This is a genomic window from Streptomyces sp. RerS4 (genome assembly GCF_023515955.1).
Classification (GTDB): domain Bacteria; phylum Actinomycetota; class Actinomycetes; order Streptomycetales; family Streptomycetaceae; genus Streptomyces.
Genome location: NZ_CP097322.1, coordinates 4,130,862 through 4,150,803 on the forward strand (window position 1 = coordinate 4,130,862; position 19,942 = coordinate 4,150,803).

General features: G+C 74.0%; 16 protein-coding genes and 1 pseudogene. 7 read left to right on the top strand and 10 right to left on the bottom strand.

What is annotated here, in order from left to right; genetic code table 11:
- Positions 1-135: 135 nt before the first annotated feature.
- Entirely contained in the window at positions 136-1,374 is a 1,239-nt protein-coding gene (locus tag M4D82_RS19190; RefSeq protein WP_249767215.1) for an acyl-CoA dehydrogenase family protein, read from the top strand.
- Entirely contained in the window at positions 1,374-1,868 is a 495-nt protein-coding gene (locus tag M4D82_RS19195) for a nitroreductase family deazaflavin-dependent oxidoreductase (protein WP_249767216.1), read from the top strand. The genes M4D82_RS19190 and M4D82_RS19195 overlap by 1 nt, the downstream gene beginning before the upstream one ends.
- Positions 1,869-2,003: 135 nt before the next feature.
- Here the strand turns inward: M4D82_RS19195 and M4D82_RS19200 are convergent, their stop codons facing one another.
- Complete coding sequence (locus M4D82_RS19200) at positions 2,004-2,651, bottom strand: TetR family transcriptional regulator (RefSeq protein WP_249767217.1); 648 nt, start codon at positions 2,649-2,651, stop codon at positions 2,004-2,006.
- 314 nt (positions 2,652-2,965) lie between these two features.
- Here M4D82_RS19200 and kbpA point away from each other — a divergent pair, with 314 nt between their 5' ends.
- From kbpA to M4D82_RS19215, 3 genes and pseudogenes are all read left to right on the top strand, one after another.
- Positions 2,966-3,766 (top strand): AfsK-binding protein KbpA, encoded by an 801-nt coding sequence (gene kbpA / locus M4D82_RS19205; RefSeq protein ID WP_249767218.1) that lies wholly within the window; start codon positions 2,966-2,968, stop codon positions 3,764-3,766.
- A gap of 187 nt (positions 3,767-3,953) precedes the next feature.
- Positions 3,954-6,423, top strand: a pseudogene (gene afsK, locus M4D82_RS19210) (protein serine/threonine kinase AfsK).
- Positions 6,424-6,505: 82 nt separating this feature from the next.
- Positions 6,506-7,012 (top strand): peptidylprolyl isomerase, encoded by a 507-nt coding sequence (locus M4D82_RS19215; RefSeq protein ID WP_502988959.1) that lies wholly within the window; start codon positions 6,506-6,508, stop codon positions 7,010-7,012.
- A 76-nt stretch (positions 7,013-7,088) separates the two neighbouring features.
- Here M4D82_RS19215 and M4D82_RS19220 read toward each other — a convergent pair whose 3' ends face one another.
- The 6 genes from M4D82_RS19220 to M4D82_RS19245 form a co-directional block, all read right to left on the bottom strand.
- The gene (locus M4D82_RS19220) at positions 7,089-7,679 is read right to left on the bottom strand and encodes a hypothetical protein (RefSeq protein ID WP_249767219.1); all 591 of its coding nucleotides are present in this window, start codon (positions 7,677-7,679) and stop codon (positions 7,089-7,091) included.
- Positions 7,680-7,756: 77 nt separating this feature from the next.
- Positions 7,757-8,200 (bottom strand): SRPBCC domain-containing protein, encoded by a 444-nt coding sequence (locus M4D82_RS19225; RefSeq protein ID WP_249767220.1) that lies wholly within the window; start codon positions 8,198-8,200, stop codon positions 7,757-7,759.
- 222 nt (positions 8,201-8,422) lie between these two features.
- Positions 8,423-8,998, bottom strand: coding sequence for an NADPH-dependent FMN reductase (locus M4D82_RS19230; RefSeq protein WP_249767221.1), 576 nt, complete (start codon positions 8,996-8,998; stop codon positions 8,423-8,425).
- A 111-nt stretch (positions 8,999-9,109) separates the two neighbouring features.
- Complete coding sequence (locus M4D82_RS19235; protein WP_249767222.1) at positions 9,110-9,886, bottom strand: enoyl-CoA hydratase/isomerase family protein; 777 nt, start codon at positions 9,884-9,886, stop codon at positions 9,110-9,112.
- A complete protein-coding gene (locus tag M4D82_RS19240; RefSeq protein WP_249767223.1) occupies positions 9,883-10,329 on the bottom strand; it encodes a Zn-ribbon domain-containing OB-fold protein in 447 nt (148 codons plus the stop codon). Before M4D82_RS19240 ends, M4D82_RS19235 begins: the two co-directional genes overlap by 4 nt.
- A 13-nt stretch (positions 10,330-10,342) precedes the next feature.
- On the bottom strand, positions 10,343-11,494 hold the full coding sequence (locus M4D82_RS19245; protein ID WP_249767224.1) for a lipid-transfer protein: 1,152 nt from the start codon (positions 11,492-11,494) through the stop codon (positions 10,343-10,345).
- Between the two features lie 98 nt (positions 11,495-11,592).
- On the opposite strand from M4D82_RS19245, the gene M4D82_RS19250 reads away from it, so the two are divergent.
- Both M4D82_RS19250 and M4D82_RS19255 read left to right on the top strand, forming a co-directional pair.
- Complete coding sequence (locus M4D82_RS19250) at positions 11,593-13,272, top strand: FadD3 family acyl-CoA ligase (RefSeq protein WP_249767225.1); 1,680 nt, start codon at positions 11,593-11,595, stop codon at positions 13,270-13,272.
- A gap of 347 nt (positions 13,273-13,619) precedes the next feature.
- On the top strand, positions 13,620-15,494 hold the full coding sequence (locus M4D82_RS19255; RefSeq protein WP_249767226.1) for a sialidase family protein: 1,875 nt from the start codon (positions 13,620-13,622) through the stop codon (positions 15,492-15,494).
- 10 nt (positions 15,495-15,504) lie between these two features.
- On the opposite strand, the gene M4D82_RS19260 is transcribed toward M4D82_RS19255, so the two are convergent.
- From M4D82_RS19260 to afsR, 3 genes are all read right to left on the bottom strand, one after another.
- Entirely contained in the window at positions 15,505-16,230 is a 726-nt protein-coding gene (locus tag M4D82_RS19260) for a class I SAM-dependent DNA methyltransferase (protein ID WP_249767227.1), read from the bottom strand.
- Positions 16,231-16,499: 269 nt separating this feature from the next.
- Positions 16,500-16,700 carry a hypothetical protein gene (locus M4D82_RS19265; protein ID WP_249767228.1) on the bottom strand — a complete coding sequence of 67 codons (201 nt, stop codon included), beginning with the start codon at positions 16,698-16,700 and terminating at the stop codon, positions 16,500-16,502.
- Between the two features lie 174 nt (positions 16,701-16,874).
- Positions 16,875-19,889, bottom strand: coding sequence for an SARP-family global regulator AfsR (afsR, locus tag M4D82_RS19270; RefSeq protein WP_249767229.1), 3,015 nt, complete (start codon positions 19,887-19,889; stop codon positions 16,875-16,877).
- Between the last annotated feature and the right edge of the window lie 53 nt (positions 19,890-19,942).

The following is a 19,942-nucleotide window of genomic DNA, read 5'->3' on the forward strand; positions in this document are numbered from 1 at the left end:
ACCGTACAACTGACGATCCGTCAGACGCCAGACCAAGGCGAGGGTCCGCCCGCCCCCACCCGCGCCCGCCCCCTGTGCTTCTCGCTCCCGCCGTCCTAACATGACGCCCCGTCAGATACGGGGAGGAGCCCGCCGATGGACGCCGCCTTCACCGCGGAGCAGGACGAGATGCGCCGCACCCTGCGCGAGATCCTGGGCAAACGCTGCGGACCGGACGAGGTCAAGGCCGCCGTCCGGACCGCCGCCGGACACGACCGGGAGCTGTGGCAGCAGCTCTCCCGACGGCTCGGCCTGCCCGGCCTCGCCGTCGCCGAGGAATACGGCGGCGTCGGCTGCACCCCCGGCGACCTGGCCCTGGCCTGCGAGGAGACCGGCCGGGCGCTGCTGCCCTCGCCGCTGCTCGCCACCGCCGGGCTCGTCGTCCCGCTGGTCACCGCCCTCGGCACCGCCGACCAGCGCGCCGCCCTCCTGCCCCCGCTCGCCTCCGGGGAACTGACGGCCGCGCTCGCCGTCCCCGGCCCCGCCCTGGCCGTCGCCCTCGCCCTGACCGGCGACAACGCCCCCGGCGACTGGGCCGGCGGGGGTCGCGCGGGCGGGGTCCAGGCCCGCAGCACCTCCGACGGCGGCGGCTGGCGGCTCTACGGGGAGGTGGCCCAGGTGCTCGACGGCCACGACGCCGGGCTGCTCCTCGTCGCCGCGCACACCGGCGGCTTCGCGCGCAGCCGCACGCTGCTGTTCCTCGTACGGGGGGACGCGCCCGGCCTCGTACGGGCCCGCCAATCCACCCTGGACGAGACGCGCCCGCAGGGCCGGATCCAGCTGCGGGACGTGGAAGCGGAACTGCTCGGGGAGGAAGGAAGCACTCCGCTCGACGCCCTGGCCGCCACCGGCCGCACCGTCGCCGGGCTCCTCGCCGCCGAGGCGGTCGGCGCGGCCGGCCAGGCGCTGGCCCGCACGGTGGAGTACGTACGCGGCCGCGAGCAGTTCGGCCGGCCCGTCGGCTCCTTCCAGGCGGTCAAGCACCGGCTCGCCGACCTCTACGTCCAGGTCCAGGCGGCCCGCTCCGCCGCCTACTACGCGGCATGGGACCCGGACCAGGGCGGCCTCGCCCTCGCCCAGGCCCTGGAGGCGCTGCGGACCACCGCCGGCGAGGCCATCCAGCTGCACGGCGGCATCGGCTTCACCTGGGAACACGACGCGCACCTCTACTTCAAGCGCGCCGCCGCCGACGAACTCCTCTTCGGCCCGGTCCACCGCCTGCGCGCGCACGCGGCGCACGGCGCGGGCCTGTTCGAACCGGCGAATCCCACCGGGACCGCGACACCCGGGACCGCGACACCCGCGACCGCGACACCACAGAAGGTGGCCGTCTGATGTCTCCCGCGACCCCCCTGAACCGACGCGGCGTCAAGCTCATGCAGAAGGTCTCGTCGACCATGATGTTCGCCAAGATCGCACCGCACTTCATCCCGGCCATGGACAAGGCCGTGCACCGGTTGACCCGCGGCAGGGTACTGCTGAGCGCCCGCATGCTGCCCGGAGTGATCCTCACCGCGCGGGGCGCGAAGACGGGCGAGCCGCGTACGACCCCGCTCGCGTGCATGCCGGAGGACGGAGGCGCGAGCTGGCTGCTGATCGGCTCCAACTTCGGCCGCCCCGGCCACCCGGCCTGGACCGGGAACCTGCTCAAGCACCCGGACGCGGACGTCAACTGGCAGGGACGGGACATCCCCGTACGGGCCCGGCTGCTGGCGGGGGCCGAGCGCGCGGAGGCGTGGCAGGCGGTGCTCGGGTTCTGGCCGCCGTACGCGACGTACCAGGCGCGCATCGAACGCGAGATCAGGCTGTTCCGCCTGGAGCGCCGCTGACGCGGCCCACATCGGGGTCGCCCACATCGGGGTCGCCCACCTCAGGGTCGCCCACCTCAGGGTCACCCACCTCAGGGTCACCCACCTCGGAGTCGCCCACATCGCGGTCCGGCGGACCCCCGGGAGGGTCCGCCGCTACCGGGTCGGCTTCTTCCCGGTGACGCCCAGGTGCACGAGCAGCGCCAGGTTCGGCTTGAGTTCGGCCTGCTTGACGCCCCAGGTCTGGAACCCCTTCTGGTGCGAGGCGACCGCGGCCAGCATCGCGACCAGGGATCCCGCCATCGCCGCCGGGCTCAGGTCCTTGTCGACCTTGCCCTTGGCCTGGAGCTCCTTCATCGACTCCGTAAGGGAGTTGGTGACGGAGTTCAGGATCTTCATGCGGATCTTGTAGAACCGCTTGTCACCCTCGGCCGCGCCCAGGTCCACGACCCGCAGGATCGCGTCGTTGCGACGCCAGAAGTCCAGGAAGCCCTCGACGAGTTCCTCCGCGGCCGCCCAGCCGGCCTTGCCGACCCAGTTGCGGCCCTCGACGAGCGTCGTCAACTGCGCGCCCTCGGTGGCCATTTGCTCGGCGATCTCCAGGACGGCACCCTCGACGTCCGGGAAGTACTGGTAGAAGGTCGCGGGGGAGGTGCCGGCCTTGCGGGCGACGTCGATCACCTTGACGTCGCGGTACGGCGAGGAGCTGAGCATCTCGCCGAGGCAGTCGAGCAGCTTCTGCCGCGTCGCCTGGCCGCGCCGGCCGGCGACACGCCCGTCGACGGTGCGTACTTGTCCTGTCATGCCGTCAGCTTACCGAGGGGGGGTCGGCGCGCTATCCGGCCGCCTGCAAATGGGGTCAGGTGGCCCCCGACCTGGGCGGAAGCGCCCGCACGACGGTCCGTGCGACGGAATCCGGCCGGTGGCGAGGGGGCCCGCGCCGGGCGCGGGGGCGCCCGTACCGTGCCGTAATCCCCCGAATAGTCTGATCAACAGGCTGCGCACAGCCTTTACGGCGGATCATGGCGAAAAGACCCCGGACGCCACGAGGCCACACCGCCCGCACACCGCGCACCACCCGCACCGCCCGCACCACGACCGACGGAAGGACCCGGCTCATGGCCGCATTCGCCGAAGGCTCGCCCTGCTGGGTCGACGCCTCGCTCCCGGACGTCGAGGCGGGCAAGCGCTTCTACGGTGAGCTCTTCGGGTGGACCTTCGCCGACAGCGCGGGCGCCGAGTACGGGTACTACACCCAGGCATACAGCCGCGGCCGCAACGTCGCCGCCCTCGCCCCGAAGCCCGACGGCCGCATGCCCACCGTCTGGGGCGTCTACCTCTACACCGCCGACGCCTACGCCTGCGCCGCCCGCATCCGCGCCGCCGGCGGCCAGATGGTGATGGACCCGCAGCCCGTCGGCCCCTACGGCATCGCCGCCATGGCCGCCGACCCCGGCGGGGCCGTGTTCGGCCTGTGGCAGCCCGGCACCCACCACGGCTTCGACGCCCAGAACGAGCCGTACACGTACTGCTGGGCCGAGGTCTACACCCGGGCCCGTGACGCCGTGGACGTCTTCTACGCCAACGTCTTCGGCTACGTACCGCAGGACCAGGACGACGACGCGAGCGGCGTCGAGTTCCGCGTCTGGTCCCCGCCCGGCAGCGCACCCGGCCCCGACACGGCAGTCTTGGGCCGCAGCCTGATCACCGACGCCTTCCCGGAGATCATGCCCGCCCACTTCCTCGTCTACTTCGCCGTGCCCGACTGCGACCAGAGCGTGGCCACCGTCCAGCGGCTCGGCGGACGCGTCACGGCCGACCCGTTCGACACGCCGTACGGCCGGATCGCGGTCGTCGCCGACAACCAGGGAGCCGTGTTCGCACTGCTCTCCGAGCCCCGCGTGAAGAGCGGCACGTGAAACCAGGGCGGTAGCCGGGACCGGACCCGGCGCGGGCCTGACAGAATCGGGTGTGCGCGACCGCGGTCACAGCCCGCGGTGAGACACCGCGCGACACGTGCCGGCTCGCGTTCCGGTGCCACGTGCCGGTGCGCGCGCGGGTGGAATCGGGTCCGGCAGGGGCCCGTACGGGGAGGTGTGGAGGCGAGTGGTGGAGCAGCTGACGCAGCACGACCCGAGACGGATCGGCCCCTTCGAGGTGCTGGGACGGCTCGGCGCCGGCGGCATGGGGCTGGTCTATCTCGCACGGTCGGCGTCCGGACGGCGTGTCGCGATCAAGACGGTGCGCACCGAACTCGCCGAGGACCAGCTCTTCCGCGTGCGCTTCACCCGCGAGGTGGAGGCGGCGCGCGCCGTGTCCGGCTTCTACACGGCCGCGGTGGTCGACGCCGATCCGCGTGCGGCCGTGCCGTGGCTGGCCACCGCCTACGTCCCGGCGCCCTCCCTGGAGGAGATCGTCAACGAGTGCGGCCCCATGCCCGCCCAGGCCGTACGGTGGCTCGCGGCCGGTATCGCGGAGGCGCTCCAGTCGATCCACGGTGCGGGGCTGGTACACCGCGACCTGAAGCCGTCGAACGTGCTCGTCGTGGAGGACGGCCCGCGCGTGATCGACTTCGGCATCGCGAGCGGCGTCTCCAACACCCGCCTGACGATGACGAACGTCGCCGTCGGCACCCCCGCCTACATGTCGCCCGAGCAGGCGAAGGACTCGCGGAGCGTCAAGGGCGCCAGCGACGTCTTCTCGCTCGGCTCGACCCTCGTCTTCGCCGCGACCGGCCACCCGCCGTACCACGGGGCGAACCCGGTCGAGACGGTGTTCATGCTGCTGCGCGAGGGCCCCGACCTGGAGGGGCTCCCGGACGAGCTGCGGCCGCTGATCGACTCGTGCATGCAGATGGACGCCACCCGGCGCCCGACCCCCGCCGACCTCCAGGCGCAGCTCGCCCCGCACCTGTTCGACGGCGGCGACGACAGCGGGACGGCCTCCGCGTGGCTGCCCGCGCGGGCCGTCGCCATGATCGAGGCCCGGCGCGCGGGGACCCGTACGCCCGTCACCCCCGTGCCGTCCCCGTCGGGGCCGCCCTCCGGCCCGCAGGGCCACCGGGGCCGGCCGGGCTCCGCCGATCCGCAGGGCTACTCCACGCACCGCCCGCCGCCGCGCGGGACCGCCGACCCGTGGGTGGATCCGCGTACGGGCAGGCCGCCCCGCCGCGCCCCGACCGGCCGCCGCTGACCCCGCCCGGTTCCCGCCCCGTCGGCGGGAGCCGCGCGCCGGGGCGCCCGTGCGGCTGGGCGGTTCGCCGGTGCCGATCGGGCCCGGACCGCGCGCCACGGCCGCCGCACCCGCCGGCCACTCCGGCGTGGACTCCGCGACCGGCTGGGTGCGCCCGCCGGGCGGCTCGCGCGGCACGCCGCTGCCGTCGCCGTCGGCGTCGGCGTCGCCCGCCACGGGCGGGATGCCGCAGCCGGGACCGTCCCCGGACAGCGGCCGCTGGCGTCCGTGGCGCTTCCGCATGTCCAACGAGGTGTGGGGCACCCCGACCGTCGCCGGCGACCTGCTCTACGTGACCTCCTTCGAGGTGCACGCCCTGGACGTCGGCAGCGGCCGGCGCCAGTTCAAGACGCGCGACGTCGCCTGGTCCATGGCCGTCGCCGACGGCCGCATCCACGCCTCCGACGGCCCGTCCCTCTACGCCCTCGACGCGACCGACGGCTCCGAGCGGTGGCGCCTGGCCACCGACGCCTGGGTGTACGCGCTGCGCGCCGAGCGGGGCACCGTCGTCACCGCCACGCGCGGTGGCGGCGTACAGGGCCGGGAGGCCTCCAACGGCCACACGCTGTGGGAGCTGACCGGGGCGCAGACCGACTTCGAGACCCCGGAGGCGGCCCCCGTCCTGCACGACGGCACCGTCTACGTGTGGCAGGACGCCCGGCTGCGCGCCCTGGACGCCCGCTCCGGCCAGGAGGCCTGGTCGTACCCGGTCGGGGACGCCGCCTCCTGTGGCAACGTGCCCGTCCGCGTCACCCCCGCCCCCGACGGCAACGTCTACGTCTGCGCCGGGACCCGCGTCCTGTCCGTGGACCGGGCCTCGGGCCGGGTCCGCTGGCACTTCGAGGCCCCCGCGGTGTTCCTGGCGCCGCCGGCCTTCGCCCCGGGCGCGGCCGTCACCGGCGGCGGCGTCTACCTCGTCGACTACCTGGGCACCGTCTACGCCCTCGACGCGGCCACCGGCACGGACCGCTGGCGCATCGCCACCGAGCCGCGTGCGGCCGTCGACCCGGTGCTGGTGGCGGGCGGCAACGTCCACCTGGGCGCCGGCAGCGCCCTGTACACGCTGGACGCGGTCACCGGCACCCCGAAGTGGCGGTTCGCGGCGGGCGGGGAGATCACCGGCTCGCCGGCGGTCGCGGACGGCCGGGTCCACTTCGGCTCCGCCGACCACTGCCTCTACACCCTGGACGCGGCGGGCGGCCAGCTCCGCTGGAAGCTGGCCACGGGCGGCGAGATCACCGGCTCGCCGGTGGCGGAGGCGGGCGTCGTGTACGCGTGCAGCAAGGACCGCTGCGTGTACGCCCTGGACGCGGCGAAGGGAACGGGTACGCGACACGCTTCCTGACCTGCCGGGACCGGCTTCGGGGCGGGGTCCGTGGCACGACACCGCCCCCCTCCGGGTCGCGTCCGGCACCAGGAGTGACAGGATGGACCCCATGAGCAACGTCTACTTCGACATCACCATCAACGGCGCCCCCGCCGGCCGCATCGTCTTCAACCTCTTCGACGAGGTCGTCCCGAAGACGGCGCGCAACTTCCGCGAGCTCGCCACCGGCCAGAACGGCTACGGCTACGCCGGCTCCGGCTTCCACCGCATCATCCCCCAGTTCATGCTGCAGGGTGGTGACTTCACCAACCACAACGGCACCGGTGGCAAGTCCATCTACGGCGAGAAGTTCGCGGACGAGAACTTCGACCTGAAGCACGACCGCCCGTACCTGCTGTCGATGGCGAACGCCGGCCGCAACACCAACGGCTCGCAGTTCTTCATCACCACCGTCGTCACCCCGTGGCTCGACGGCAAGCACGTCGTCTTCGGCGAGGTCGTCGAGGGCAAGGAACTCGTCGACCAGATCGAGGCCCTGGGCTCCCAGTCCGGCGCCCCCAAGGGCAAGGTCGAGATCGCGGAGTCCGGCGTCGTCGACGCCGCCTGATCTCCACCGTCACCGCACCGGTCGGCCCCGCCTCCCCTTCCCGGGGAGCGGGGCCGCCGCCGTTTCTCGCGTACGCCTACTCGCGCGGCGGTGGCGCGGGCGGCCAGGGCTCGTCCGGCGAGGCGGGGCGGTGGGGCGGCTGCGGGGTGTCGGGGCCGGTGGTGTCGGGGCCTCCGTAGTCCCGGTCCGGGGCGCGGTCGCGGTCGGGCAGGTCCCGGTCCCGGTCCCGGTCGCGGTCGCGGGGCGCGCGGCGGCGTCCGCGCATGACGGCCGCCGCGAGGAGCAGCAGGGCGCCGCCGGCGAAGGCCGCCGCCACGCCGTCCCCCAGGCCCCGGCCGTCGTCCCCGACCGACATCCCCCCGGCCGCCTGGCCCTGGCGGACCATCCACAGCACGGCGAAACCGAGGACGACGATCCCGGCGAGCCCCATCAGCAGCCGCGAACGCAGCACGATCGCCGCGAGCGTGAGCAGCGCGGCGAAGACGCAGGGCAGCAGGAGCGAGCCGAACAGCGCGGCCGACTCGGCGGTGATGCCGGCGCCGGAGAACAGTTCCTCGACGCGGTAGTCGCGGCCCCGCCGGCCGTCGTACCAGGCCCGGAACGGGCTCCAGACGGCCGCCGTCGCCCCGATCAGTCCCAACAGCGCGCCGAACGCGTTACGGATCATGATCCCGACGCTACGCCGGGCCCCGGGGCCCCGCACGCCGGACGGGGCGTGCGGGGAGAGGGCGCGCGCGGGCGGGCCTATCGGGTGCCGCGGGCCGATCGGACGCGGTCGCGCAGGGCCTCGTTCATCGCGGTGAAGTCACGGGCGGTGCCGTCGAGCATCCTGCCGAGGAGGGGGACGAGCAGCCCCCGGAAGCGCTCGCCGTGCTCCAGGCGGGTGGTGCGTCCGGGGCCTTCGGCCAGGCGGAAGTAGTGCTCGCCGTCGAAGAGGCCGCGTACGAGGAAGTGGCCGATCCAGCGCAGTTCGGTGGCGGGCTTGGCGACCACGACGGTCGGGCGGAAGGTGGCGGGCTTCCCGGACCGCGGGTACATCGTCAACGTCAGCCGCTCCCCGACGGCCACCTCGCCGGCGGCCTCCCGGATGAACGGGTTCCAGGTGCAGTGGCGCGGCAGGTCGACCAGGGTCGCCCAGACCTCTTCGGGGGTCGCGTCGATGGTGATCTCGGTGGCGATGGTGCGCACGGGTGCCGGCTCCTCGGTGTGGTGGCTGATCGCCGAAGGGACGCGGAGCTGTGCGGTGTGCCGCCGGGTTCGGTGCTCGGGAATGCAACCACGGATCCGGGTCGGGTGGGGTGGCGCGGAGGATGTCTTCGCTGGTGGCGGACGGAGTGGAGGGGCGTGTTCCGGGTGCGGGGTGGCGTATGGCGATACGTCGGGCGGGCGGGCGATCGGCGGCCGGGCCGGTTACTCGGCCGCGCGGCCCTCGATCTTCGTCTTCAGGGCGTCGAGGAGCTCGCGGACCAGGCCGATCGAGGTCTCGTCGGTCAGGTCGCCGTTCTCGTCGAAGCGCTCGTGGGAGCGGAAGAGGTGCACCTCGGGCTTGACGACCACGTCGGTGTTCGTCCAGACGAACACCTGGCGCAGCGCGAGCTGGGCGCGGACGGTGCCGAAGTTCGTGGGCGCCGCGCCGAGGATCGCGACGGGCTTGCGCAGCAGGGGCAGGCCCTCCCGCTGCGTCCAGTCGGTGCTGACCCAGTCGATGGCGTTCTTCAGGACGCCGGGGACGGAGTAGTTGAACTCCGGCGTGGCGATGAGGAGGCCGTCGGCCTCCGTGACGCGACGGCGCAGCGCGGCGACGGGCGCCGGGCGAACTTCGGGGGTGTCGAGGTCGAGGTCGTAGGGCGGGATCGCGCGCAGGTCCTCGTAGATCTCGATGGCCAGGCCGGCGGGCTGGTGCTTGCGGGCGGCGCGCAGCAGGGCGGAGTTGTGGGAGTCGGCGCGCAGGCTGCCGGAGATGGCGAGGATCTTGAACTCGGGCATGGTGGTCTCCCCCTCGGGTGGTCGGCTCTGCGGCCACCCTGGGCGGTCCGGTTCCAGCGCGCGGTAACCGCCCGGTCATCGAACCGCCCGGTCATCGCGGGCCGGCGGGGGTCATCGCAGCCGGGGCGCCTCCCCGGACCGCCGCGCGCCGAAGAGGTCCGCCTGCCGCTCCGGCGGCAGGTTCCCGAGGGCGATCAGGGCCGGGGCCTGGTCCAGGGCCTGCTGGAGCGCGGCCCGCTTCGCCGACCACAGGGCCCGTACGGTGCCCTGTACGGCCCGCGTCGGAAAGCCGGCCAGCGTACGCGCCGATCGCAGGGCCGCTTCCAGGAGTTCCCCGGGCTCGGCCAGCTCGGAGACCAGTCCGATCTCGTACGCCCGGCGCGCGGAGAGCCGTTCCGCCGTGCCCATCAGGGACATCCTGGCGACCTCCCCGAACGGCATCCGCTGCGCCATGTACACGGCCTCGTAGGCGCTGACCATGCCGTAGCTGGTGTGCGGGTCGAAGTAGGTGGCCGTCGTGGACGACACGATGAACTCCGCCTCGCCCAGCAGGTAGAAGGCCCCGCCGCAGGCCATCCCGTTGACGGCGGCGACCACCGGCTTCCACAGGTCGTTGGCCTTCGGGCCGACGGCGATCAGCGGATCGTCCACCGAGTACGGCGACGGCGGCTGCGCCACCTCCACCGACCGGTCGATCCCCGTGCAGAACGCCGCCGTGCCGGCGCCCGTCACCACCACCGCCCGCACGTCCTCGTCGTGGCGCAGCTCGCGCCACAGGGCGGCGAGGTCGGCGGCCGTGTCGAGGTCGATGGCGTTGTGCCGGCGCTCCCGGTCCAGGGTGACGAGCGCGACCCCGGTCGCCTCGTCCCGCTCCACCCGCAGCGTCATGCCTTCTCCAGGATCCAGCGCGGCACGGTCACCCCGCCGATCTCGGTGAAGACGACCTGCACCCGGGCGCCGATGCGCAGCCGGGCCGGGTCGACCGAGTCGAGGGCGGCGTCGGCGGTGGTGACGAGGTTCCCGGCGAGCCGGATCAGCGGGTCCTCGGCGAGCTCCACGAGGATGACGTTGTACGGGGCCTGCGCGGCGTACGCGGGCAGCAGCGGCGGGTGGGGGCGTACGTAGGACCAGATCCGGCCGCGTCCGCTCATCGGCCGCCACTCGCTCTCGAAGGACTGGCAGCGCGGGCAGCAGGGGCGGGGCGGGAAGCGCAGTCGGCCGCAGGCGGAGCAGGCCTGGACGCGCAGTTCGCCCCGGGCGGCGTACTCCCAGAAGGGGGCGCCGTCCTCGTCGGGGACGGGAAGCAGCAGTTCGTCGGTGGTGGCGGTCATCGTCGCTCGCTCCTCAGGCGCGCAGCAGGATCGCGGACGTGGGGACACCCTCGCCCGCCGTCACCAGGCAGGTCGCGGCGTCCGGCACCTGGGCGGTGGAGGCGCCGCGCAGCTGCTTGACGCCCTCGTTGATCAGGTTGAAGCCGTGGACGTAGGCCTCGCTGAGGCCGCCGCCGCCGGTGTTGATGGGGAGCCGGCCGCCCCTCTCCAGGGCGCCGCCCTCGGTGAAGGCGGCGCCCTCGCCGCGTCCGCAGAAGCCGTAGCCCTCCAGGGAGAGCGGGATGAGGGGGGTGAAGGCGTCGTAGATCTGGGCGACGTCGACGTCCTGGGGGCCGAAGTCGGCCTGTTTCCACAGGTGGCGGGCGGCGGTCCAGGCGGGGCCGGACAGGGGGTCGTCGTTCCAGTAGTTGACCATCCCGTGGTGCTGGGCGGGCAGGCCCTGGGCCACGGAGTGCACGTAGACGGGCTTGTGGCGGCAGTCGCGGGCGCGCTCGGCGGAGACGATGACGCAGGCCAGGGCGCCGTCGGTCTCCAGGCAGTTGTCGAAGAGGCAGAGCGGGTCGCTGATCATGCGGGAGGTCATGTACATCTCACGGGTCAGCGGGCGGTCGTACATCATGGCGGCCGGGTTCTCGTTGGCCCGGTTGCGGCAGGCCATGGCGACGTTGAAGAGGTGGTCGCGGGTGGCGCCGTACTCGTGCATGTAGCGGCGGGCCAGCATGCCGATCTCGTCGGCGGGGCGCAGCAGGCCGAAGGGGCGGGTCCACTGGCCGGGGGTGGGGAGCTGGACGGCGGTGTTCTTCCAGGGGCGGGGGCCGGAGCCGCGTTTGCGGGAGCGCCAGGCGACGCCGACGGTGGCCTGGCCGGTGGCGACGGCGGCGGCGAGGTGGCCGACGGTGGCGCAGGAACCGCCGCCGCCGTAGCCGACCTTGGAGAAGAAGGTGACGTCGCCGGCGCCGATGGCCTTGGCGACCTCGACCTCGTCGGTCTCCTCCATGGTGTAGGAGGCGAAGGCGTCGACCTCGGCGGGGGCGATGCCGGCGTCGGCGAGGGCGGCGAGGATGGCCCGGCAGGCCAATTCCTTCTCGGATTGGGGGAGTTGTTTCGCGAAGGGGGTCTGGCCGATGCCGACTATTGCCGTAGCGTCCTTGAGTGTTGCCGCCATCGCCACCTCCGGGGCTGCGTGCGTCAGTGCTGACAGCCGCGAAGGCTACAGCTAATCTGACGGATAGTCAGCTACTGGGATCGCAGGGAGGGCGAGCGATGGTCGACGACGCGGGCGAGCACGACGGATCGCAACACCGAAACGGCCTCGATCCCCGGGGGGATCTTCGTTGGGGGACCATCGGGGCGCTCGTTCGGGATGCCGCCGGGCGGTACGGGGACCGCGAGGCGGTCGTGGACGGGCGTACCCGCGTCAGCTACGCGCAGCTCGGCGAGCGCGTCGAGCGGGCCGCCGCCGCCTGCCTCGCCGCCGGGGTGGAGCCCGGCGACCGGGTCGCCGTCTGGGCGCCCAACACCCTGGAGTGGATCGTCTCCGCCCTCGGCGCCGTCACGGCCGGCGCCGTCCTCGTCCCGCTCAACACCCGCTTCAAGGGCGCGGAAGCCGCCTACGTCCTACGGCGCAGCCGGGCCCGCCTCCTCTTCGTCACCGGCACCTTCCTCGGCACCTCCTACGTCGCCTCCCTGCGCCGCGCCGCCGCCGAAGGCCCCGGCACCGGACCGCTCCCCGGCCTGCCCCACCTCGACGAGGTCGTCGTCCTCGCCGACGACGCGCCCGAGGCCTTCCGCACCTGGAAGGACTTCCTCGCCGGCGGGGACCACGTCACAACCGCCGCCGTACGCGAACGCGCCGCCGCGATCGACCTCGACGCCCCCTCCGACATCATCTTCACCTCCGGCACCACCGGCAGCCCCAAGGGCGCCGTCATCACCCACGCCCAGACCCTGCGCTGCTACGCCGTGTGGAGCGAGCTCGCAGGACTGCGCGAGGGCGACCGCTACCTCATCGTGAACCCCTTCTTCCACACCTTCGGCTACAAGGCCGGGATCATCGCCTGCCTGATGCGGGGGGCGACGATGGTGCCCCAGCCCGTCTTCGCCGTGGACACCGTCCTCGCCAACATCGCCGCCGAGCGGATCTCCGTACTCCCCGGCCCGCCCACCCTCCACCAGTCGCTCCTGGACCACCCCCAGCGCGACCACCACGACCTCTCCGCGCTGCGCCTGGTCGTCACCGGCGCCGCCGTCGTCCCGCTCCAGCTCGTCGAACGGCTCCGCGCCGAACTCCGCATCGCCACCGTCCTGACCGCGTACGGGCTCTCCGAGGCCGGCGGCCTCGTCACCATGTGTCGACGCGGCGACGAGGCCGAACTGATCGCCGCCACCTCCGGCCGGGCCATCCCCGACACCGAGGTCCGCGTCACCGACCCCGACGGCGCGCCGCTCCCCGCCGGCGCCCCCGGCGAAGTCCACGTCCGGGGCCACCACGTCATGCGCGGCTACTTCGAGGACCCCGAAGAGACCGCCCGCACCGTCACCCCCGACGGCTGGCTGCGCACCGGCGACATCGGCGTCCTCGACGCGCGCGGCTACCTGCGCATCACCGACCGGATCAAGGACATGTTCATCGTCGGCGGCTTCAACGCCTACCCGGCCGAGATCGAGCAACTCCTCGGCCTGCACCCGGACATCGCGGACGTCGCCGTCATCGGCATACCGGACCCGCGACTCGGCGAGGTCGGCAAGGCCTACGCCGTCCGCCGCCCCGGCGCCACCCTCACCGCCGACGACCTGATCGCCTGGTCCCGCCGGGAGATGGCCAACTACAAGGTCCCGCGCGAGGTCGAGTTCGTCACCGCCCTGCCCCGCAACGCGAGCGGCAAGGTCCTCAAAACGCAACTCCGCTCCCGCCACCCCCACCCGGCCCGCCCGACGCCGTAGCGCGGCTCAGATCGGAGCAGGAAGCAAGGGGTACCTGCGGAGGGCGTGGGGAACGGGTGGTCAGGTGTTGGGGTCGCCTTCGGGGTGTGTGAACCGCACGGGTTTGCCCAGCGACCGGGCGTAGGCGATTTCGGCTCGTGGTCCAAGGGGCCGGCCGCCGCGGGCAGCTCCGGCGCGGCCGTTCAGGCTGCGGCTTCGCCGGAGTCCTCGTCGTCGTTCCGGGGTGGGGGGTCGAAGCCCTCGTGGCCGGTGGCTGGGAGGGGTGGCGGGGGCGTTAGCCTGCAGCGGTGAGGTCGATTCAGTCAGGTGTCCGATTCCGTTGGGCGGTTCGCGGGGCGGGGGCGGTGGTGGCCGTTGTCGGGGCGCTGGCTCTGGTCGGGCCGGCGCTGCCGGCCGGACCGGCCGACGACGACGGGCAGCGGTCCGCGAAGCCGAAGCGGGCGCCCGGTCTGACCGCCGCCCTCTCCGCGCCGTTCAGCGCCTTCACCGAGGGCTACGACTGCTACCGCATCCCCACCCTCACCACCACCAAGGACGGCACCCTGCTGGCCATCGCCGAGGCCCGCACCGCCGGCTGCGACGACATCGGCGACATCGACCTCGTCCTGAAGCGGTCCACCGACAACGGCCGCACCTGGGGCCCCATGCAGGTCCTGCGGGGTGCCGCCGACCCTGGCGCCTACGGCAACCCCGTCCCCGTCGTGGACTCCACCTCCGGACGGATCACCCTCCTCCACGCCTACAGCACCTGGGCCCCCGACGCCGAAGGCAACCGCGTCCGCGGCCCCCGCGAGCTGCGCCTGTCCGCCAGCACCGACGACGGCGCCACCTGGAGCACCGACCCCGCCCCGCAGCCCCACCTCAAGGGCGCCGACTGGGCCTGGGTCTCCGTAGGGCCCGGCCACGGCATCCAGCTCACCCCCACCCGCCCCGACCGCCCCGGCCGGCTCGTCGTCAGCGCCGACTACCGCACCGAGTCGGGCGAATCCGGCGCCCAGCTCCTCTACAGCGACGACGGCGGCCTCACCTGGCAGCCCGGCGCCCGCTGGGGCGCCCCCGAGGGCACGCCCGCGCCCAACGAGCCCGCCCTCACCCAGCTCCCCGACGGCCGGATTTACGTCAACGCCCGCTCAACCGCCACGTGCAACACCGCCGACCACCGTGTCGCCGCCCTCCTCGACGACGCCTCCGCGCCCGAATTCCCGGCGCCCGGCTTCCGCCCGGTCGCCGACCTGCCCGCCCCGCCCTCCTCCGGCTCCCTCCTCCAACTCCCCGGCGGGCCCCTCCTGCTGTCGGCGCCCAGCCGCCCCGGCGCGGAGTTCTCCGACCGCTGGACCCTGGCCGTGCGCACCTCCACCGACGCCGGCCGCACCTGGTCGAAGACCGGCGCCGTCGTCCTGCGCGAACGCGCCGGCTACTCGGACATGGCCGTCCTGCGCGACGGGCGCATCGGCATGCTCTACGAGACGGCGAACGGCACCCCGCACGGCTACGTCAAGTTCACCGCCTTCACCGCGCACGAACTCCAGGCCGCCGCCCAGGACCTGACCCCCCGCTACACCCCCGACACCGGTCCCCACCGCGTCCAGGCCGTCGTCCACGGACTGCCCCGCCTCGGCAACCGGCCGGACGGCGGCAAGAGCCTGCGCTTCGACGGGCGGGACGACTACGTACGCATCGTCAACTGCCCAGACGCGCTGCGCCTCGGTGACGGGGACTTCGCCGTCGCCACCTGGGTCAAGTACAAGACGCGCGGCCAGGACCGGGACGCGGACGTCCGGGGGCCCCTCGTCTGGGGCTACGGACAGGGCCCCACCGCCCCCGGGTTCGCCATCGAGGCCGATCCGCGCACCGGCCGCCTCGAAGCCACGATCAACGCCGGATCCGGCCCCGTCACCCTCGCCACCCCGACCCGCACCGACGACGACGCCTGGCACCACGTCGTGCTCCAGCGCGAGGGCGACGAGCTGCGCCTGTCCGTCGACGGCCGCCCGCCCGCCACCGTGCGCCTCACCCCCGAGCAGATGGACTTCACCCCCGTCGGGGCCTTCACCATCCACCTGGGCACCCGCCCCGACCTCAAGGCCTTCTACGCCGGAGCCCTGGACGACGTACGGATCTACGGGCGCCCCCTGTCGGGCAACGACATGGCCCGGCTGCGCGCCGGCAGCGACCTCACCGACGAGGAACGGGTCCACCTCCCCTTCGACCGCCTGCGCTGACGCCCCCCCGTCACGCCCGCTTGCGCGCCAGGACCAGCCGCCAGCGGGGGCTGCCGTCCTCCCGCCGGCCGAAGTGCTCCAGCGCGGCCGTCTCCACCCGGAAGCCCGCCGCCGCCAGGTCCGCCCGGACCGGCCCGAAGGGGAAGGTGCGGTAGTACATGACGAACGGCGGCCGCCACACCGCGTTGCGCACCCGCATCGCCCCGTCGAAACCGGCGACCGCCCACCACAGCGGCGACGAGATCGGGATCGGGGCGCCGATCGGGAAGGCGAACAACCCACCCGGCCGCAGCGCGCGGTGCACACCCGAGAACAGGGCGGGCCGCTCCGCCGGCAGGAAGTGCCCGAAGGCGCCGAAGCTCACCGCGAGGTCGTACGCGTCCCCGAGCCGCGCCGGCAGCGCCCGCGCGTCGGCCCGTACGAGGTCCACCCCGTCCGGGAGCGCCCGCGCGGCCTCGGCCAGCATGCCCGCGCTGAGGTCGACGCCGGTGACCCGCTCCCGGCACAGCCGGCGCAGCAACGGCAGGGCCGCGCCCGTCCCGCAGCACACGTCCAGGCCGGAGCCGAAGGAGCCCTCCCGCTCGGCGAGGGTCTCCTCGACGGCGTCGAGCATCCGGTCCGGGGTGCGGAAGGGCGTCAGGTCGAACTTGGGCGCGAGGAGGTCGTAGCCGCGCTCGACGGAGGAGAGGGCCTGGACGGCCAGCTCGCGCAGGCCCGGTCCCTGTGAGGTGAACACGCCCCCAGCCTAATGAGGGGTGACCGCGGCCCGGAAGCGAAGCGCACGTGCGACGGCCGCGGTGGTCCCCCTCCTGGCCACCGCGGCCGTCGTCCCCCGTGCTGTTCCCCCGTACGTTTTCCCCCGTACGCCCCGCGAGCGGTCCCCCGTACGTCCCCCGTACGTCCCCCGTACGTCCGCTCGCGGGCCCCCCGTACGCACCCCCGTACGTTTCCCCCGTACGTTCCGTTCCCCCGTGGTCGTGCGCTGTGCCTGCCGTGCCGCTCGGGCTACGGGCGGGGACCGGACGCGTGGTTGTCCATCGTCACGATGTCCTCGCCCGAGGCGTGGTTGTCGAGCGGCTTCTGCGGAGCCGACGGGTCCGCCGGCGGGTCCTGCGGGTCGAGGGGCTTGATCTCGATGCCCGAGGCGTGGTTGTCGAGCGGTCTGATGTCGCCGTCGAGCGGCAGGCTGTTCTCGTTCGTCGTCATCGGATCTCCCTGATGGTGTGTCGGGCCCGTTCGGCGATTCCCCCGCGGACCGCCGAACGGGTTGTCCTCCCACCGGCCCGAGCGCCCCCCGACGCGCCGGGTCGATGCACTCATCATGGCGGGCGGCGATAAACGAACGATGAACGTGTCGTTCAACGACGTCGGAAACGATCCTCAGGCAGCCAGTTCCTGAGCCAACAGGGCCTGGACCTCGGCCAGTTCCGAGGAGCCCAGCCGGCTGAAGACGCTCTCCGCGTCCTGCCAACAGGCCCGCGCCCGGTCGGGCTGTCCGAGCCGGCGCAGCGCCTTGCCGAGGACGGTCAGCACGGTCGCCCGGCGCCACTCCCCGCCGATGCCGCGCAGGGCGATGGCCTGCTCGGCGTGTTGGGCGGCCAGGGTGGGCCGGTGGGCCGCGAGGTGGGCCTCGGCGAGCCGGAAGTGCGTGACGCCCTCCCACAGCGGCTGGCGGTTGTCGTGGAAGAGGGAGAGCGCCTCGCCGAGCTGCGTCAGCGCCTCGCCGAGCCGTCCGGCCTGGGTCAGGGCGATGCCGAGGGCGTAGCGGCCGTTGGCCAGGCGCAGGGTCAGGCCCATCCGGTCGTATATGGAGATGCCCTGCTGGGCGAGGTCGATGGCGCTGTCGAGGTGGCCGAGCGCGACGTGGATGCGGGAGAGGTTGCACAGGGCGCTGGCCTCGCCGATGAAGTTGCCGTCGGCGCGGAAGTTCTCGATGGCCTCCAGCAGGTAGCGCTCGCCGTCGGCGTACCGGGACTGGTAGAGGGCGATGATCCCGCGGTCGTTGGGGGCCCAGCAGCCGGCCAGCGGGTCGCCGGTCTCGCGGGCCAGGTCCATGGCCTGGCGGGCCTCGTCGTCGGCTTCGGCGAACCGGCCGGCGAAGAGGTGGACCATGGTGAGCGTGGTGTGCGTACGCCCCTCCGCGCGCGGGTCGCGGGCGGCGCGGGCGGCGTCGAGGAGGGTGAGCGCGGCCGACTCGTACTGCTTGGAGTTGGCGCCGGACTCGGCGAGGTCCTTGGCCGCCCAGAGCAGGTCCACGGCCCGGCGCAGGGCCTCGGGCCGGCCGGCGGACTGGCGTACGCAGGCCAGCAGCGGGCCGGCCTCGGCGAACAGCCAGTCCAGGGCGGCGCGGGGCTCGGTCAGCGGCAGGCCGGGGCGGTCGGTGCGGGTCAGGTGGGCGGGGAGGCGGTCGCCGGGGCGTTCGAGGGAGTACACGCGGGCGGCGGTGGCGAGGTAGAAGTCCAGGAGCCGGTCGAGGGCGGCTTCGCGGCCGCTCGCCGGCTGCTCGTCACGGTCGGCGCACGCACGCGCGTAGAGCCGTACGAGGTCGTGGAAGCGGTAGCGGCCGGGGGCGGCCGATTCCAGCAGCGAGCAGTCGACTAATGCCTCCAGGAGGTCTTCGGTGTCGTGCTCGGGCAGGTCGAGGACGGCGGCCGCGGCGGCCAGGGAGATGTCGGGGCCGTCGGCGAGGCCGAGGAGGCGGAAGGCGCGCTGCTGGGCGGGTTCGAGCTGGCCGTAGCCGAGTTCGAAGGTGGCTTTGACGGCGAGGTCGCCGGCCTGGAGTTCGTCGAGGCGGCGGCGTTCGTCGGCGAGTTTCGCGGCGAGGACGGAGACCGTCCAGGTGCGGCGGGCCGCGAGGCGGGAGGCGGCGATGCGGATGGCGAGCGGCAGGAACCCGCAGGCGCCGACGACGTCGAGGGCGGCCTGTCGTTCGGCGCCGACCCGTTCGGCGCCGACGATGCGGGTGAACAGCTGTAGGGCCTCCTCGGGGCTCATCACGTCGAGGTCGACGAGATGGGCCCCGGCGAGGCCCGACATCCGGACCCGGCTGGTGACGAGGGCGGCGCAGCCGGCGGTGCCGGGCAGCAGCGGGCGGACCTGGGCGGCGTCGCGGGCGTTGTCGAGGAGGACCAGGACGCGGCGGCCGTCGAGGACGGAGCGGTAGAGGGCGGCCCGGTCGGCGGCGGAGTCGGGGATGGCGGTGTCGGGGGTGCCGAGGGCGCGCAGGAAGGAGCCGAGGACGGCTTCGGGCTGGGCGGGGCGCGGATCGGTGCCCTGGAGGTCGGCGTAGAGCTGGCCGTCGGGGAAGTGCGGGCGGGCGGCGTGGGCGACGTGCACGGCGAGGGTGGTCTTGCCGACGCCGCCGATGCCCGCGAGCGCGGAGACGGCCATGACCCGCCCGGCGCCGGCGGCGTCGGAGAGGATCTCGCCGAGTTCGGCGACGAAGGGGGCGCGTCCGGTGAAGTCGGGCACGGTGGCGGGCAGTTGGGCGGGCCTGACCAGGACGGGCGCGGCGGCCTTGTCGGGGTTCTCGGCGTGGGCGAGTTCGGCGTCGGCGTTGAGGATGCGCTGCTGGAGGGCGGACAGCTCGGGGCGGGGGTCGACGCCGAGTTCCTCGGCGAGGAGCCGGCGGGTGTCGGCGTAGACGGCGAGGGCCTCGGCCTGCCGGCCGCTGCGGTACAGGGCGAGCATGAGCAGCTCGCGCAGGCGTTCGCTCAGGGGATGGGCGGCGGTGAGGGCGGTGAGTTCGGAGACGGCCTCGGCGTGGTGGCCGACCTCCAGGTCGAGGTCGAGGCGGGTCTCCAGCAGCTGGAGGCGCCACTCGGCGAGGCGGGTGCGTTCGGTCTCGGCGTGCGGGCCGGGGACCCCGGCGAGGGGTTCGCCGTCCCACAGCTCCAGGGCGCGGCAGAGCAGCGTGCGGGCGAGGGCGCGGTCGCCGGCGGCGCGGGCCGTCTCGGCGTCGGCGGCGAGGCTGCGGGCGATCCCGAGGTCCAGGGCCTCCTGCCGGCGCAGCCGGATCGCGTAGCCGCCGGCGTCGGTGACGAGCAGGCCGGGTTCGAGGACCTTGCGCAGCCGGGAGGCGTACGTACGGATCGTGGCGAGGGCCTGCTGCGGCGGGTCCTCGCCCCAGATGGCGTCGATCAGCTCGGGCGCGGTGGCGGTGCGGCCGTCGCGCAGCAGGAGCACGGCGAGGAGGGCGCGCTGCTGGGGGCTGCCGGAGGGCAGGGCCTCACCGCCGCGCCAGGCCCGGACGGGGCCGAGGACGGCGAAGCGGTTGTCGGTGGGGGCGGGGGGCGTTGTCGTCGTGTCGGCCGTGTCGGTGCCGGTCCGGGGTGCCCGGGGTCGGTTCGCCTCGGGGTGGTTCCGCTGCTGCGGGATGGCCGGTATGCCGTCCATCTGGCGTCCCCCCTGCCTTCCGTCGGTTTTCAAGGGTTCAGTCTGCCCTGTGT

Coding starts and splice junctions, on each gene's coding strand:
- M4D82_RS19190 (WP_249767215.1), top strand. CDS start 136: ATGGACGCCGCCTTCACCGCGGAGCAGGACGAGATGCGCCGCACCCTG.
- M4D82_RS19195 (WP_249767216.1), top strand. CDS start 1,374: ATGTCTCCCGCGACCCCCCTGAACCGACGCGGCGTCAAGCTCATGCAG.
- M4D82_RS19200 (WP_249767217.1), bottom strand. CDS start 2,651: ATGACAGGACAAGTACGCACCGTCGACGGGCGTGTCGCCGGCCGGCGC.
- kbpA (WP_249767218.1), top strand. CDS start 2,966: ATGGCCGCATTCGCCGAAGGCTCGCCCTGCTGGGTCGACGCCTCGCTC.
- M4D82_RS19215 (WP_502988959.1), top strand. CDS start 6,506: ATGGACCCCATGAGCAACGTCTACTTCGACATCACCATCAACGGCGCC.
- M4D82_RS19220 (WP_249767219.1), bottom strand. CDS start 7,679: ATGATCCGTAACGCGTTCGGCGCGCTGTTGGGACTGATCGGGGCGACG.
- M4D82_RS19230 (WP_249767221.1), bottom strand. CDS start 8,998: ATGCCCGAGTTCAAGATCCTCGCCATCTCCGGCAGCCTGCGCGCCGAC.
- M4D82_RS19235 (WP_249767222.1), bottom strand. CDS start 9,886: ATGACGCTGCGGGTGGAGCGGGACGAGGCGACCGGGGTCGCGCTCGTC.
- M4D82_RS19240 (WP_249767223.1), bottom strand. CDS start 10,329: ATGACCGCCACCACCGACGAACTGCTGCTTCCCGTCCCCGACGAGGAC.
- M4D82_RS19245 (WP_249767224.1), bottom strand. CDS start 11,494: ATGGCGGCAACACTCAAGGACGCTACGGCAATAGTCGGCATCGGCCAG.
- M4D82_RS19250 (WP_249767225.1), top strand. CDS start 11,593: ATGGTCGACGACGCGGGCGAGCACGACGGATCGCAACACCGAAACGGC.
- M4D82_RS19265 (WP_249767228.1), bottom strand. CDS start 16,700: ATGACGACGAACGAGAACAGCCTGCCGCTCGACGGCGACATCAGACCG.
- afsR (WP_249767229.1), bottom strand. CDS start 19,889: ATGGACGGCATACCGGCCATCCCGCAGCAGCGGAACCACCCCGAGGCG.